Below are 12,762 nucleotides of genomic sequence, written 5' to 3' on the forward strand. Positions count from 1 at the left end.
ACAACAGCCATTGACCACCCGAAGCCTGATTTGTACCTGTGTATAATGCGTTATTCTTCCCAAGCCAGCCCTTAGGCAATTTATAAATATGGATGACCTTTATCCGCGGGTCTTTTTTTGTTAATTCTTCCATGATGGTTCCAGTTGTGTCAGTTGAGCGATCATTGACAAGAATCCATTCCACATGTTTGTAGGTTTGCTCTAACTGACTGAGAATACTTGCAGCTATTTGCTTTTCCTCGTTACGTGCAGCAACCACGACAGACAACAGCGGTCCAAGCTCTAATTCTTCTTCATTTTCTAATTGATCTATTTTTCGTAAACCAATCAGTCCGTCTATAAGAAAAATAATCCATACTAGAATACCTAAGGAAAATAAGATGGTTAGCATGCCTGACACTTCCCTAGCTTTTTTAACTAGTTTAATCCAATAAAGGGAAAAATCAAATTTAGGAAGGCTGGTCGGCAGTCTGAAGCTTAGAACTTAATTCGGCGCCCATCTTTTTTGATTGGGCCGTTGCTGCTTTGATACATGAAATGAATGCTTCATGGACCCCATGTTCTTCAAGTACTTTAATACCGGCCTCTGTTGTTCCGCCAGGGCTTGTTACTTCTTTACGAAGCTGGGTAGAGGACTTACTTGAGTTTTTCACCATTTCTGCCGCACCAAGGAGTGTTTGGACGATTAGTTCACTAGCCATTTCTTTTTCAAGACCTACTTCCACCGCACTTTTTTCCATAGCTTCAATTAGATAATAAATGTAGGCGGGCCCGCTTCCGGAAAGTCCAGTAACAGCATCTAACTGCTCTTCTGCTACAAAAGATGCCAAGCCAACGGTTCCAAATAGGTTCTTGGTTGTTTCTAACTGCTGCTGTGTCACACGATGATTTACGGCTACAGCGGTGGCTGACTTTCCAACAGCAGCCGAGGTATTTGGCATTGACCTTACAATTGCAAGTGGTATTCTTGCCAACGTTTCAATCGTATCCATCGATACACCTGCTAAGACAGAGACGACAAGCATTTGCTCAGTTAAGTGTTCACGAATCGATTGAATCGCAGACGCGACGTCCTTTGGTTTCATTGCTAACATTACAATGTCTGCTTGATCAAACAGTTCATTCAAATTATAGGTCGTTCGAATTCCATAACGAGTTTCTAAATTAGATAATCTTTCTTGATTTGAATTGTTTGTAATCCAAATATTTTTTTTATCAATAAAACCATTTTCAAGAATTCCTGAAATGAATGCTTCAGCCATTGATCCTGCACCAACAATTGCGATTTTTTTCATGATTGTTCCTCCTTTATTTTGTCGATAAAAACAAAAAAACCTTCATCCATAAAGGACGAAAGGTTTAGCTTCCGTGGTACCACCTTCATTTACCCTCGCTTACATTTCAAGAAGGGTTCACTCGACTCCGGTAACGCCGGAGATGCGTTAGGTTTTCCTAAGTGCTCCTAAGGTAGGTTCAATGATTAAGAGGGCGGTGAAGTCTTTCAGCCGTCGAACTTCACTCTCTTGCGCCATTTCTCATTTACTGGCCTTATTCATCGCTTTAACGAATCAAATTTTATTAGATTATGCTAGATAAACAACCTATCTGTCAATAGTTAATTTATTGAATTTTTTATTTTTTCTAAAAAATTATGGGAAAATAATGACAATTGGTCAAAAAGTCGCTACACTTTAGTATATATAATAAATGTCACATAATGCTCATATCTATATCAATGGATTCTTTATTTGACAATAATGTTAAGGGGATAATGTAATGACAAAATGGAAAGACGGAATTGCAAAAATTACGGTGCCGACTCCTTTTGCGGTCGGGGATGTCAACGTCTATTTGATTAAAGGCGAACGACTAACACTTGTGGATGCGGGCGTAAAAACGGAACAGTCCTGGATGTCATTTAAGGAGCAATTGGGGGAGCTAGGCTTAAGTCCGGATGATATCGAGCAGGTCATTCTAACTCATCATCACCCTGACCACGTTGGGATGCTTGACTTTTTTCCAGATTCCTTAGAAGTATATGGCCATTATCTGAATGAACGATGGATTCATCCAACCGAAGCTTTTTTTCAAGAACAAGAAGAATTCTTCCGTAAACATTTTTTTAAGTTCGGTCTCCCTGAGGAGTATTTTTCGTTGCTGGCTAAGTTAAGGAAATCAATGAAGTATTCTTGTAACCGCTCGTTGACGGGACATCTTGTTGAGGGGATGATACCCCCTGGATTAAATGAGTGGAAGGTAATAGAAACGCCGGGTCACGCTCAAAGTCACATTGCACTCTACCGAGAAAAGGATGGAATTTTAATTGGCGGAGATTTAATCTTAGCTCATATTTCTCCGAATCCATTGCTCGAACCGCCAGCCCCAGGTGAAACTGAAAGGCCAAAACCACAACTGCAGCATAATGACTCGATGAAGAAATTGCTTGCGTATTCCATTCAATGTGTCTACACAGGTCATGGTGAAGAAGTTTACAAGTTAGCAGAGTTGGTTGATAAACGATTGATTCGCCAACATGAACGGGCAATGACGGTCCACTGCTGGTTAAAAGAAGAAGAACTTACCGTCTTTGAAATTTGTAAACGCCTGTTTCCGTCTGTTTATCAGCGCGAACTGATGTTGACAATTTCAGAAACTGTCGCACAACTTGACTATCTATCATCAATCGGGGAGATTATTAGTAAGGGTACAAATCCCGTTCTTTATCAAGCTAAGCTTTAACAGTGGATCAACTCAGATGAGGTGTAAAAAATGGTTAGGGAACAATTGAAGGGTAAAACGATCGTGATCACTGGTGCATCGGGAGGAATCGGTGCGGAAATCGCCAAGCTTTGTGCATCAAGTGGGGCCAATCTGGTGCTATTAGCCCGGAGTATCGGTAAACTCGAGCAGTTGCAAACTGAATTACAGCAAAAGCATCAGGTTAAAGTGGATTTTTTTCAGCTGGATGTGTCGGACACAGAACAGGTGCAGACGGTTTTCCAACTGATTTTCGATACAATTGGTGATATTGATATCCTTGTCAATAATGCCGGCTTTGGAATTTTCCGTGAAGCTCACTTGACGACATTGGATGAAATTAAAGGCATGTTTGATGTCAATGTGGTTGGGCTTATGGCTTGCACAAGCATGGTGCTGCCGAAAATGCGTGATAGGCGTTTTGGCCATATTATTAATATTGCCTCACAGGCGGGGAAAATTGCCACTCCCAAATCGAGTGTCTATTCAGCCTCAAAGCATGCTGTTCTTGGTTACACAAACTCACTGCGGATGGAGTTAGCTGATTTTAATGTACTTGTGACCTCAGTGAATCCTGGACCGATTGCTACCAATTTTTTTAATATTGCTGACGAAAAGGGCACCTATGTTAAAAATGTGCAGCGATTTATGCTTAAACCCGAGTATGTCGCCCAAAAGGTTGTTGACAGCATACTGACGAAAACAAGGGAGATTAATCTGCCGCGTTGGATGAATATGGGAAGCGTTGTGTACGTACTCTTCCCTAGGCTATTTGAGCGGCTTGGCAGACGTGCTTTTAATCAGAAATAGACATTACGTGGAAGCCTCTCTATCTGGGGCTTTTTTTGTTTTTTGCGGTACAGTCAGCCTGTTAAATATTCATACACTGTATCATTTATGACCTCATATAAGTCTGCAGTCGGTTCCTCCTCTTTTAATTGGAAAATTCGTTTTGTAAGCTCTTCTAAATCCTTTTCACCAATCGGCATAGAGTCTGCTTCATAATATTGTTTAAAACAATTTTTGATCATCTTAACTACTAGTTTTTTATCCATAAACATGCACCTCACAAACATTATACTATTTTTTCTTCAACTTCCATAAACGAAAAAAGTGTAAAAAAAATTTCCATTGAATACGAACGCATATTCGCTTATGATAATGAATATAATAAAAAGGAACAGATGTTCGATATTTGAGTTGTGGAGGATAAGTCATGGTGGATTACAGCGCACTGCCGCAAAATAAAATTTTATGTGTGGACATGAAGAGCTTCTATGCCAGTTGTTCGGCTGTCATGCGGGGGCTTGATCCTATGGAGTGTTATCTAGCTGTGGTCGGTCAAAAAGAGCGGCAGGGAAGTATTGTTCTTGCTGCTTCGCCGCGGATGAAAAAAGAATTTGGCATCAAAACGGGTTCCCGGATGTTCGAGATTCCCAAAGACCCTAGGATTCAAATTGTTGAGCCCAAAATGGCGACGTATTTGCGTATTGCCACAGAAATTTCCCGTGTATTTAACCGCTATGTTCCAAAAGAAGCCATCCATGTCTATAGCGTGGATGAAAGCTTTATTAAAGTCGATGGTGCTATTCATTTATGGGGGGATGCCCAAACGATTGCCCAAAAAATAAAGGATGATATTGAGCGGGAGTTTCAACTGCCATGTGCTGTTGGAATAGGTCCTAACATGTTACTGTCGAAACTTTGTCTTGACCTTGATGCTAAGAAAAAAGGAGTGGCGGAATGGACATATGAAGATGTTCAAACAAAGCTTTGGAATGTGTCGCCGCTCAGGGAAATGTGGGGGATTGGCAGACGCGTTGAAAAAACATTAAATGGAATGGGCATTTTTACTGTCGGTCAACTAGCCCGCTATGATTTAGAAAAGTTAGAAAAGAAATTCGGCATCATGGGGAATCAGCTTTATTATCATGCCTGGGGTGTCGACCTTTCTGATTTGGGGGCACCGCTTATCCAGGGACAGATTAGCTTCGGGAAAAGTCAAATTCTGTTAAGGGACTATAAGGAGGAAGCGGAAATTAAGACGGTCATTTTAGAAATGTGTGAGGAAGTCGCAAGGCGGGCACGGACGCATCGAAAGGCAGGGCGAACGATTAGCCTCGGAGTTGGCTACAGCCAAGACGAGTTTGGCGGCGGTTTTCATCGCTCTAGAACAATCGGTCAGCCAACGAATGTGACGATGGAGCTTTATCGTGTCTGTCTTGAATTATTTCATGAGCATTACTCCGGAAAGACGGTGCGGCAAATCTCGATTGCCATCAGTAATATTGTTGATGACCGTGAACTGCAGCTTGATCTTTTCGACATGGGTGCCTATAAGAGGCGAGAACTTGGCTATGTAGTAGATACGGTTCGCAGACGTTTTGGCTCAGGGTCCTTGTTGCGTGCTGTTTCTTATACAGCTGCTGGAACGGCAAGGCATCGAGCGGCGTTAGTTGGAGGACATAAAAGATAGTTAAATAATTTTGTTAGTATGGAAAGAAGGAAAGGCGTATGATTCGTGACCGCGGAAGGATTAAATGGACGTCGATGATGCTTCCTGAGCACGTGAAATTGCTCAGGGATTGGGTGAAAGAGGATCTGTACGAGCAGAAACGAGAGATGGATGAACAGCAGCTGGAACTGATGAACGAGATCTTGTCCGAAGCGGTTGAATATGATCAGTATGTTACGATCACCCATTACCGGAATCGGAACTACGAAATCGTGATTGGCAAAATCCATTACTGGGACGAACTGGCACAGAGGCTTCATGTGAAAGACCGCTTTGAAGAAGTGCACCGGATTCCGATGGATGCCATTGCCGATATCCGGCTGACAGAAGTATAGAAAGAGCGGCTTCGTATTATGAAGCCGCTCTGTTTTTACTTATTCTTCTTTAGGCACCCGCACCTGGGATTGAAATTTTCCTTTATGTGAGCCGTCGCAAAATGGTTTGTTATTGGACAAACCACAGCGGCAGAGGGAAAAGGATGGCTTTGTTGTATAGACGTTGCCTTCGCCATCAAATAATTCTAAATCACCTGTAATTCTCAGTGACCCGTTATCGTTTACCTTGATTTGTGTTTTTGACATGAAAAGCACCCCTTTATTTTAAATTCCTAATAATTATGAGATTAAATGGAAAAGAAGGAAAAAGCAACTAAATCCATAAGCAAAGAAGAAACAACTTTACCAAACCTGTGGTACAATCACCATATGCTAAAAAAGAGGGGAGCAATCAACTTGGAGATAACGATAACTACAGCAGCAGCTGAAAAAATAAATGAGAGAATTAACGGTCGAGAAGGGTACTTAAAACTAAAATACGATACCGACGGCTGTGGTTGTGCCGTGAATGGAGTAGTGGCTTTGTGGTTTATCCCGGAATTAGAAACTACAGATATCGAGATTGAGACAAATGAGCGAACGATTTATGTAGAAAAATCAAAAACTGTTTTTTTCGATGAGCAAATGAAAATTGATTTTTCCCCTACGGCTAATTGCTTTCAACTAAAAAGCCCGCAGCAAATCCTAAATGGCCATATGAGTTTAATAATTAAAGAAAAAACAGACTGATCCATTTTGGACAGTCTGTTTTTAGTTTGGCAACGCATGGTCAACATACTTTTGTAAAAATTCATCAATCACTCGTTCATAATCAGCCCGGTTTTCGTTAAATGACTGGGCATGGCGGCCGTTAGCCGCTAAATAAAGCATTTTAGGCCCCTTTTTTTGCTCAAATAAATCCTTTGTCATTGTCGGGAGAATAAAATCATCCTTTTGGCTGTGTATAAACAAAATCGGATGTTTGATATTTTCAATAACTGAAATCGGCGATACATTTCGAATCGAATATTTGTCTCGGAGTCGTAAAAGTGCATCACCGATCGGCAATAAAAGACTAGGGACGAGCTTAAAATCCTTTTTAATTAAATAGGCAAGCTGCTCCTTAAAATCCGAAAATGGACAATCAGCAATATAAAAATCAGCCCCGTCCTCAAGAAGCCCAGCATATAGAAGCATGGTAGCGGCCCCCATCGATTCGCCGTGAATACCGAGTTCAAGCTGAGGTCCTTTTTCTTTTTTGAGCCAATCGACGACAGTTTTTAAATCAAATTTTTCATAATGACCAAAGCTTGTGGTTTTGCCGCCGGATTCCCCGTGGCGGCGATGGTCATAAATTAACGTATTAAATCCCCGCGCTAAAAACAGATTTGCGTATTTAATCGAATTAATTTTCGTTTCGGTCACACCATGAGAAATAATAATATAACGATTGGTCTGGTGCGGTTCAACAAGAAGAGCTTTAATCATATAACCAAAAGGGGAAGGAATATCAATGTCCCGCTTTGGAAGGGACTCAAATTCCTCGGGATTATACCTGCCTGCCTCTTTCTCCCGTCTTAAAATTAAATCCTCATCCTTCTTTTTCATATACATGAGACGGTTTGTAAAATACAAACCAAGAGATAACCAGAAAAACAACAAGATGAACAAGGTTCGGAATGCCTTCTTCATTAATGGCACCTCCCGTAGTATTTATATTAACATATGTAAAATAAGCACCCAGCGCCCATAAATTAACAGTATTTATTTTAGCATAGAAAAAGCCGCTGACACCAACGAGCGGCTTTTTGAGTTTGGCTGTGCTATTCTCGGATGTTGATTTACGCTCCAGGCGCGTGCGGTTCGCGGGTACTAACCGCCTCCTCGGCGCATAGCGCCTGTGGGGTCTCACCAGCCCCGTACTCCCGCAGGAGTCTCGCTGTATCCGTTCCAATCAACATGGCTAAAATATCAGCAATAACCATTGACACAGCCTTGAGTTTAAAAGTTATGATTGCTCTGAGTTTTGTCTTTTGGTAGGGTGGATGGCTTTTTCGACTTCTTCAGCGGCCATCACCCGCTGCCCTCCACCTGCTGTGTCAGCATAGTTTTTTCCTTTTTGACTGGAACCTTTATCACGTTTTTGGCTCAAAATAATCAGTCTCCCTTCAAGCTAGTCTCAATTAATAAGATGCATTAGTAGAAGACTGATTATTCACAGAAAGTAAATTTAGACAGTTTGCGCATGAAGGCGATAGTATCCGCTTTCAATTTGCCTGGAAAGATGAGGACGTACGACTTCAATCGCATCAATCAGTTGATTCAAATCAACCCCAGTATCAATCCGCATTCGTTCAAGCATATAAACCACATCCTCCGTTGCTACATTTCCAGAAGCACCAGGTGCAAATGGACAACCGCCCAAGCCGCCGGCAGACGTATCAAACCGATTGATCCCTGCCTGGAGAGATGCTAAAATGTTCGCAAGGGCGAGCTTTCGTGTGTCATGAAAATGTGCGGTTAAGAGTGTATGAGGAAAAAGATTTTTTAATTGAGAAAATAAAGCAAAGCTTTCGTCGGGTGTTGCCATCCCGATGGTATCGGCAACACTTAATTCATCGACACCGGCGTCAACAAATTCCTGGCAAAGCTTTATCGTATCACTCTCATCGATTTTCCCCTCATATGGACAATAAAAAGCTGTAGATATGCAGGCCCGGACAAAATAATTCTTATTTTTTAATTCAATGATGATCGGTTTCAATTCCGCCATACTATCCTTTGTTGATTTATTAATATTTTTAAGATTAAAGCTATTGCTGACGCCAACAAACACAGCAACAGCTTGGCAATCGGTAGAGTATACCCTGTCGATCCCTTTACGGTTCGGAGCTAGAACAATATTTCTACCATCAGCATCAAGGCAGTCAGCTACAATTTCAGCAGCATCACTCATTTGAGGCACCCATTTTGGTGACACAAACGACGTGAGCTCCATTTCCTGAAGACCAGCCTTCCTTAATCCTCCAATAAATTGTTTTTTAATATCAGTTGATACAAATAACTTTTCATTTTGAAGCCCATCACGAGGGCCGACTTCGATAATTGTGACCTTTTTAGGTAAATTTAGCATTCATTTTCCACCTCCAATAATCATACTTTCATTGTAGTAGTGTTAATTTTAAAAATGCAAGAATAATAGAAATTTTGACAAAATAAGAGGAATTTCAGCGTTTTAATAGAAATAGTAAAGGAAAAAAGGCGAGAGGAGAAACAAAAATGAGTCAAACAGAAGTAGTCATAGTCAGTGCAGTTCGTACGGCACTTGGAAATATTAATGGGACCTTAAAAAATGTATCTGCACCTGAATTAGGAGCGACGGTAATCAAAGGGGCGCTACAAGGAGCAGGGGTAAATCCAGATCAGGTCGATGAGGTTATTATGGGGAATGTCCTCCAAGCAGGACTGGGTCAAAACCCGGCAAGACAGGCTGCCATTAAAGCGGGAATTCCTGAAAGCGTTTCCGCGGTGACGATTAATAAAGTTTGCGGTTCCGGTTTAAAGGCAGTCCACCTAGCGACCCAGGCTATATTAGCTGGAGATGCAGAGATAGTTGTCGCCGGGGGAATGGAAAATATGAGCCAAGCACCTTTCTTGTTAAAAAATGCCCGTGATGGCTTTAAAATGGGGGACCAGAAATTAGTTGATACGTTAACATCTGATGGACTCACTTGTGTGTTTAACGACTATCATATGGGGATGACGGCAGAAAACTTGGCAAGCAAATACTCAATTACAAGAGAAGAGCAGGATGAATTTTCAGCTTGGAGTCAGGAAAAGGCAGTCAATGCCATTGAAGCAGGAAGATTTAAAGATGAAATTGTCCCGGTCGTAATTCCGCAACGTAAAGGTGACCCGCTTATTTTTGCTACAGATGAATATCCGAAAAAAGGAACTACGGTGGAGAAATTGGCCGGATTGCGTCCTGCCTTTAAAAAGGATGGCAGTGTGACGGCAGGAAATGCTTCCGGAATTAATGATGGCGCAGCTGCAGTTGTCGTGATGAGTAAGAAAAAAGCAGAGGAACTAGGACTTAAACCTTTAGTGACGATAAAAGCGAATGCCAATGCAGGTGTAGATCCTAGTATTATGGGGATTGGACCAGTCCCAGCCGTGAGAAAAGCATTGGAAAAAGCATCTGTTTCTATGGAAGACGTTAACTTAATCGAAGCTAATGAGGCTTTTGCAGTACAATCACTGGCAGTAGGCCGAGAACTTCAGTTTAACAAAGAGATTTTAAACGTAAATGGAGGGGCAATTGCTCTTGGCCATCCAATCGGCGCAAGTGGAGCGAGAATTCTAGTTACGTTAATTCATGAAATGAAACGAAGAAATGCGATAACTGGTTTGGCTACTCTTTGTATTGGCGGGGGTCAAGGGGTCGCTACAATAGTTGAACTTGCATAAGTATCTTTTATTTAAGGGGTGTTATTGAAATGAAGAAAATTTGTTCATCCTTCCAAGAAGCAGTTGCCGATATTCATGATGGGGCTACCTTAATGGTTGGTGGATTTGGGTTGTGCGGGATACCGGAAAATCTGATTCTGGCCTTAGCCGAAAAAGGCGTGAAGGATTTAACGGTTATTTCAAATAACTGCGGGATCGATGAGTGGGGTTTAGGACTTCTATTAAATAATAAACAAATCAAAAAGATGATTGGATCCTATGTCGGTGAAAATAAAGAGTTTGAGAGACAGGTTTTAACTGGTGAACTTGAAGTAGAATTGACGCCTCAAGGCACACTTGCTGAAAAAATCAGGGCAGGCGGAGCTGGGATACCTGCATTTTATACACCTGCTGGAGTAGGAACCCCGATTGCGGAGGGGAAAGAAACGAAGATTTTTAACGGGAGAGAATATCTATTAGAAGAGGCACTAACGGCCGATTTTAGTCTTGTAAGGGCGTGGAAGGGTGACAAAATGGGAAATCTTGTTTACCACAAAACGGCACGAAACTTTAATCCTATGATCGCGGCAGCTGGGAAGGTGACGATTGCTGAAGTGGAAACACTTTATGATATAGGCGAATTGGATGCTAATTTTATTCATACCCCAAGTATCTATGTGCAAACCATTATCGAAGGAACGCAGGAAAAACGAATTGAGAGATTGACTGTTAGAAAATCGTTTTGGGGAAGGGAGAGAGCAGAATGGCGAATGAAAAAGTCTCTGTAAGAGAGAGAATTGCAATCAGGGCAGAGAAGGAAATAGAAAATGGCTTTTATGTAAACCTAGGCATCGGTATGCCAACCCTTGTTGCTAACTATATGTCAGCTAATAAACAAGTTGTCTTGCAATCTGAAAATGGTCTTCTTGGCATCGGGCCCTATCCAAATGCGGATGAGGTGGATCCTGATTTAATCAATGCCGGTAAAGAGACCGTTACGGCGATTAGTGGTGCAGCCTATTTCGATAGCGCCGAATCGTTTGCAATGATTCGCGGGGGCCATGTCAATTTGGCGATCCTTGGTGGAATGGAAGTATCTGAAAGCGGCGATTTAGCGAATTGGATGATCCCAGGAAAGATGATTAAAGGCATGGGTGGCGCGATGGATCTTGTTCATGGTGCACAAAAAATAATTGTAATCATGGAGCATGTGAATAAAAAGGGTGAATCAAAAATATTGAAACGATGTACGCTGCCTTTGACAGGTAAAGGAGTAGTCAATCGGATTATCACCGAGCGCGCTGTCATGGATGTGACGGATACTGGTCTTAGGCTTGTGGAAGTAGCAAAAGGATTTACAATCGAGGAGGTTGTCGATTCTACGGAAGCCACATTATCTGTAGATGAAAACGTGGTACTTGAAGCTTATTAAAATATTGGCTGTGTTAAAGGTCACTGTTGATTTTGTAGCTAAGTTGATTAGAGCGGATACAGCGAAGACTCCTGCTGAGGACGGGGCAAGGGAGACCCCGCAGGCGCTAAGCGCCGAGGAGGCGGTTAGTACCCGCGAACCGCACGCGCCTAGAGCGGAAATCAACAGCCAAGTGGCAACAGAACCAAAATATTAGGAAGAGCAGGCTCACTAGGACTAGCCTGCTTTTTTCTGTGGGCATGTTTGATTACATGGTATAATATAAATGAAATTTTGATTACGGAGGCGTTTTGAATGAAAAAGCAAAACAGACAAATAAATCAATCGAAACCCAAAAAAGATGATGCAGCGGTTACGCTTGGCGATATGATTAATCCAGATCTATTCAAACAATTAAAAGAACAACAGGAGCAGCTAAAAGCAGCAGAAGAAAAAAGAAAAGAAGAAGAAGAGCAAAGAAAGCGGGAAGAAAGAAGATTAAAAGAAAAAAACAAATCTTTTGAAGAATTATTAAATGAGAGCGGCATGAACTGGAAGGAGTTTAAATAAATAGTAATAAAAAGGAGAGCAAACGAGCGCTCTCCTTTTTATCGGTGATCGTTATAAATACTTGCTTTCGTTAATTCTTTTAGGATTGAAACATCTTCCTCAGACAGGGGCTGGCTTCTGATGGCTTTCGCATTACTTCTAATTTGCTCAGGACTGCTTGCACCGGCAACAACAGAGGCAACAGCGGGATTTGCGAGATTATACTGAAGAGCGATCTCTGTAAATGTGCGTGAGGCTGCTACCTTTTCCTTTAGCAATGGCAAGATATCATTCAACTCGTTTAAGCTGTAGTCTTGATAACCCTTCTCGGTTACCTTCTCGAGCATTTTGGCGCTTAAAAGTCCTTTTGCAAGTGGCCCGCGCGTGACGACGCTAACGCCATGTTCCTGTAAAAGTGGCAGTGCTTCTTCTTCGGGGCGGCGGTCTAAGAGACTATATTGCATCATTACTGAAACGATACTAGACTTTTTAACATATTCCCTAATTACATTCGGGCGAATTGATGAGATGCCATAATAGCGGATAAAGCCTTCTTCTTTTAACTCCTCAAACGCTTCAATGGTTTCCTCAATTGGATCATCGATTGTCCCGCCATGCAACTGATAAAGATCGATATAGTCCGTCCCCAGTCGTTTAAGACTTTGTTTGACTTCTTCCTTTATATATGACTTTGATGGGTCCCATGACCATCCTTTCTTATCTTGATTCCAGCGGTTCCCGACTTTAGTTGCAATAATCACATGTTCACG

General features: G+C 41.8%; 18 protein-coding genes. 10 read left to right on the plus strand and 8 right to left on the minus strand.

Features of this window, described 5'->3' with window-relative positions; translation table 11 throughout:
• Both V7137_RS24680 and proC read right to left on the minus strand, forming a co-directional pair.
• Window positions 1-391 (minus strand): glycosyltransferase family 2 protein (locus V7137_RS24680; protein ID WP_335700523.1); only part of this gene is annotated, 391 nt, incomplete at its 3' end.
• 58 nt (window positions 392-449) lie between these two features.
• Window positions 450-1,295 (minus strand): pyrroline-5-carboxylate reductase, encoded by an 846-nt coding sequence (gene proC, locus V7137_RS24685; RefSeq protein WP_335700524.1) that lies wholly within the window; start codon window positions 1,293-1,295, stop codon window positions 450-452.
• 481 nt (window positions 1,296-1,776) lie between these two features.
• On the opposite strand from proC, the gene V7137_RS24690 reads away from it, so the two are divergent.
• Both V7137_RS24690 and V7137_RS24695 read left to right on the plus strand, forming a co-directional pair.
• Complete coding sequence (locus V7137_RS24690; RefSeq protein WP_335700525.1) at window positions 1,777-2,739, plus strand: MBL fold metallo-hydrolase; 963 nt, start codon at window positions 1,777-1,779, stop codon at window positions 2,737-2,739.
• Between the two features lie 30 nt (window positions 2,740-2,769).
• Window positions 2,770-3,567: an SDR family NAD(P)-dependent oxidoreductase gene (locus V7137_RS24695; protein ID WP_335700526.1), complete on the plus strand. Its 798-nt coding sequence runs from the start codon at window positions 2,770-2,772 to the stop codon at window positions 3,565-3,567.
• A 53-nt stretch (window positions 3,568-3,620) separates the two neighbouring features.
• Here V7137_RS24695 and V7137_RS24700 read toward each other — a convergent pair whose 3' ends face one another.
• The gene (locus tag V7137_RS24700; protein ID WP_335700527.1) at window positions 3,621-3,812 is read right to left on the minus strand and encodes a YqzH family protein; all 192 of its coding nucleotides are present in this window, start codon (window positions 3,810-3,812) and stop codon (window positions 3,621-3,623) included.
• A 161-nt stretch (window positions 3,813-3,973) separates the two neighbouring features.
• Between V7137_RS24700 and V7137_RS24705 the strand changes: the two genes are divergently transcribed.
• Together V7137_RS24705 and V7137_RS24710 are read left to right on the plus strand one after the other, a co-directional pair.
• A complete protein-coding gene (locus V7137_RS24705; protein WP_335700528.1) occupies window positions 3,974-5,233 on the plus strand; it encodes a DinB/UmuC family translesion DNA polymerase in 1,260 nt (419 codons plus the stop codon).
• A 38-nt stretch (window positions 5,234-5,271) separates the two neighbouring features.
• Entirely contained in the window at window positions 5,272-5,607 is a 336-nt protein-coding gene (locus V7137_RS24710; protein ID WP_335700529.1) for a YolD-like family protein, read from the plus strand.
• A 39-nt stretch (window positions 5,608-5,646) separates the two neighbouring features.
• Here V7137_RS24710 and V7137_RS24715 read toward each other — a convergent pair whose 3' ends face one another.
• Window positions 5,647-5,853, minus strand: a complete 207-nt coding sequence (locus V7137_RS24715; RefSeq protein WP_335700530.1) for a CDGSH iron-sulfur domain-containing protein — start codon at window positions 5,851-5,853, stop codon at window positions 5,647-5,649.
• A gap of 45 nt (window positions 5,854-5,898) precedes the next feature.
• Here V7137_RS24715 and V7137_RS24720 point away from each other — a divergent pair, with 45 nt between their 5' ends.
• Window positions 5,899-6,336 (plus strand): iron-sulfur cluster biosynthesis family protein, encoded by a 438-nt coding sequence (locus tag V7137_RS24720; protein WP_335700531.1) that lies wholly within the window; start codon window positions 5,899-5,901, stop codon window positions 6,334-6,336.
• Window positions 6,337-6,357: 21 nt separating this feature from the next.
• Here V7137_RS24720 and V7137_RS24725 read toward each other — a convergent pair whose 3' ends face one another.
• From V7137_RS24725 to V7137_RS24735, 3 genes are all read right to left on the minus strand, one after another.
• Complete coding sequence (locus V7137_RS24725) at window positions 6,358-7,278, minus strand: alpha/beta hydrolase (protein WP_335700532.1); 921 nt, start codon at window positions 7,276-7,278, stop codon at window positions 6,358-6,360.
• A gap of 316 nt (window positions 7,279-7,594) precedes the next feature.
• Entirely contained in the window at window positions 7,595-7,738 is a 144-nt protein-coding gene (locus tag V7137_RS24730) for a hypothetical protein (protein WP_218349199.1), read from the minus strand.
• A gap of 78 nt (window positions 7,739-7,816) precedes the next feature.
• A complete protein-coding gene (locus V7137_RS24735; protein WP_335700533.1) occupies window positions 7,817-8,719 on the minus strand; it encodes a hydroxymethylglutaryl-CoA lyase in 903 nt (300 codons plus the stop codon).
• 146 nt (window positions 8,720-8,865) lie between these two features.
• On the opposite strand from V7137_RS24735, the gene V7137_RS24740 reads away from it, so the two are divergent.
• From V7137_RS24740 to V7137_RS24760, 5 genes are all read left to right on the plus strand, one after another.
• Complete coding sequence (locus V7137_RS24740; RefSeq protein ID WP_335700534.1) at window positions 8,866-10,053, plus strand: acetyl-CoA C-acetyltransferase; 1,188 nt, start codon at window positions 8,866-8,868, stop codon at window positions 10,051-10,053.
• A gap of 29 nt (window positions 10,054-10,082) precedes the next feature.
• Complete coding sequence (locus V7137_RS24745) at window positions 10,083-10,820, plus strand: CoA transferase subunit A (protein ID WP_335700535.1); 738 nt, start codon at window positions 10,083-10,085, stop codon at window positions 10,818-10,820.
• Window positions 10,796-11,464 carry a 3-oxoacid CoA-transferase subunit B gene (locus V7137_RS24750; RefSeq protein WP_335700536.1) on the plus strand — a complete coding sequence of 223 codons (669 nt, stop codon included), beginning with the start codon at window positions 10,796-10,798 and terminating at the stop codon, window positions 11,462-11,464. Before V7137_RS24745 ends, V7137_RS24750 begins: the two co-directional genes overlap by 25 nt.
• Complete coding sequence (locus tag V7137_RS24755) at window positions 11,436-11,660, plus strand: hypothetical protein (protein ID WP_335700537.1); 225 nt, start codon at window positions 11,436-11,438, stop codon at window positions 11,658-11,660. Before V7137_RS24750 ends, V7137_RS24755 begins: the two co-directional genes overlap by 29 nt.
• A 98-nt stretch (window positions 11,661-11,758) precedes the next feature.
• Complete coding sequence (locus tag V7137_RS24760) at window positions 11,759-12,013, plus strand: YqkE family protein (protein WP_335700538.1); 255 nt, start codon at window positions 11,759-11,761, stop codon at window positions 12,011-12,013.
• A 38-nt stretch (window positions 12,014-12,051) separates the two neighbouring features.
• Here the strand turns inward: V7137_RS24760 and V7137_RS24765 are convergent.
• Window positions 12,052-12,762 (minus strand): aldo/keto reductase (locus V7137_RS24765; protein WP_335700539.1); only part of this gene is annotated, 711 nt, incomplete at its 5' end.

The organism is Neobacillus drentensis, from assembly GCF_036962765.1.
Taxonomy (GTDB): Bacteria; Bacillota; Bacilli; order Bacillales; family Cytobacillaceae; genus Neobacillus; species Neobacillus drentensis_C.

What these genes read in the sequence shown, in the direction of transcription:
- V7137_RS24740 (WP_335700534.1), top strand. Translation starts at nt 8,866, where the DNA reads ATGAGTCAAACAGAAGTAGTCATAGTCAGTGCAGTTCGTACGGCACTT.
- V7137_RS24760 (WP_335700538.1), top strand. Translation starts at nt 11,759, where the DNA reads ATGAAAAAGCAAAACAGACAAATAAATCAATCGAAACCCAAAAAAGAT.
- V7137_RS24720 (WP_335700531.1), top strand. Translation starts at nt 5,899, where the DNA reads ATGGAAAAGAAGGAAAAAGCAACTAAATCCATAAGCAAAGAAGAAACA.
- V7137_RS24735 (WP_335700533.1), bottom strand. Translation starts at nt 8,719, where the DNA reads ATGCTAAATTTACCTAAAAAGGTCACAATTATCGAAGTCGGCCCTCGT.
- V7137_RS24715 (WP_335700530.1), bottom strand. Translation starts at nt 5,853, where the DNA reads ATGTCAAAAACACAAATCAAGGTAAACGATAACGGGTCACTGAGAATT.
- V7137_RS24745 (WP_335700535.1), top strand. Translation starts at nt 10,083, where the DNA reads ATGAAGAAAATTTGTTCATCCTTCCAAGAAGCAGTTGCCGATATTCAT.
- V7137_RS24695 (WP_335700526.1), top strand. Translation starts at nt 2,770, where the DNA reads ATGGTTAGGGAACAATTGAAGGGTAAAACGATCGTGATCACTGGTGCA.
- V7137_RS24700 (WP_335700527.1), bottom strand. Translation starts at nt 3,812, where the DNA reads ATGGATAAAAAACTAGTAGTTAAGATGATCAAAAATTGTTTTAAACAA.
- V7137_RS24755 (WP_335700537.1), top strand. Translation starts at nt 11,436, where the DNA reads ATGAAAACGTGGTACTTGAAGCTTATTAAAATATTGGCTGTGTTAAAG.
- V7137_RS24705 (WP_335700528.1), top strand. Translation starts at nt 3,974, where the DNA reads ATGGTGGATTACAGCGCACTGCCGCAAAATAAAATTTTATGTGTGGAC.
- proC (WP_335700524.1), bottom strand. Translation starts at nt 1,295, where the DNA reads ATGAAAAAAATCGCAATTGTTGGTGCAGGATCAATGGCTGAAGCATTC.
- V7137_RS24725 (WP_335700532.1), bottom strand. Translation starts at nt 7,278, where the DNA reads ATGAAGAAGGCATTCCGAACCTTGTTCATCTTGTTGTTTTTCTGGTTA.
- V7137_RS24690 (WP_335700525.1), top strand. Translation starts at nt 1,777, where the DNA reads ATGACAAAATGGAAAGACGGAATTGCAAAAATTACGGTGCCGACTCCT.
- V7137_RS24750 (WP_335700536.1), top strand. Translation starts at nt 10,796, where the DNA reads ATGGCGAATGAAAAAGTCTCTGTAAGAGAGAGAATTGCAATCAGGGCA.
- V7137_RS24710 (WP_335700529.1), top strand. Translation starts at nt 5,272, where the DNA reads ATGATTCGTGACCGCGGAAGGATTAAATGGACGTCGATGATGCTTCCT.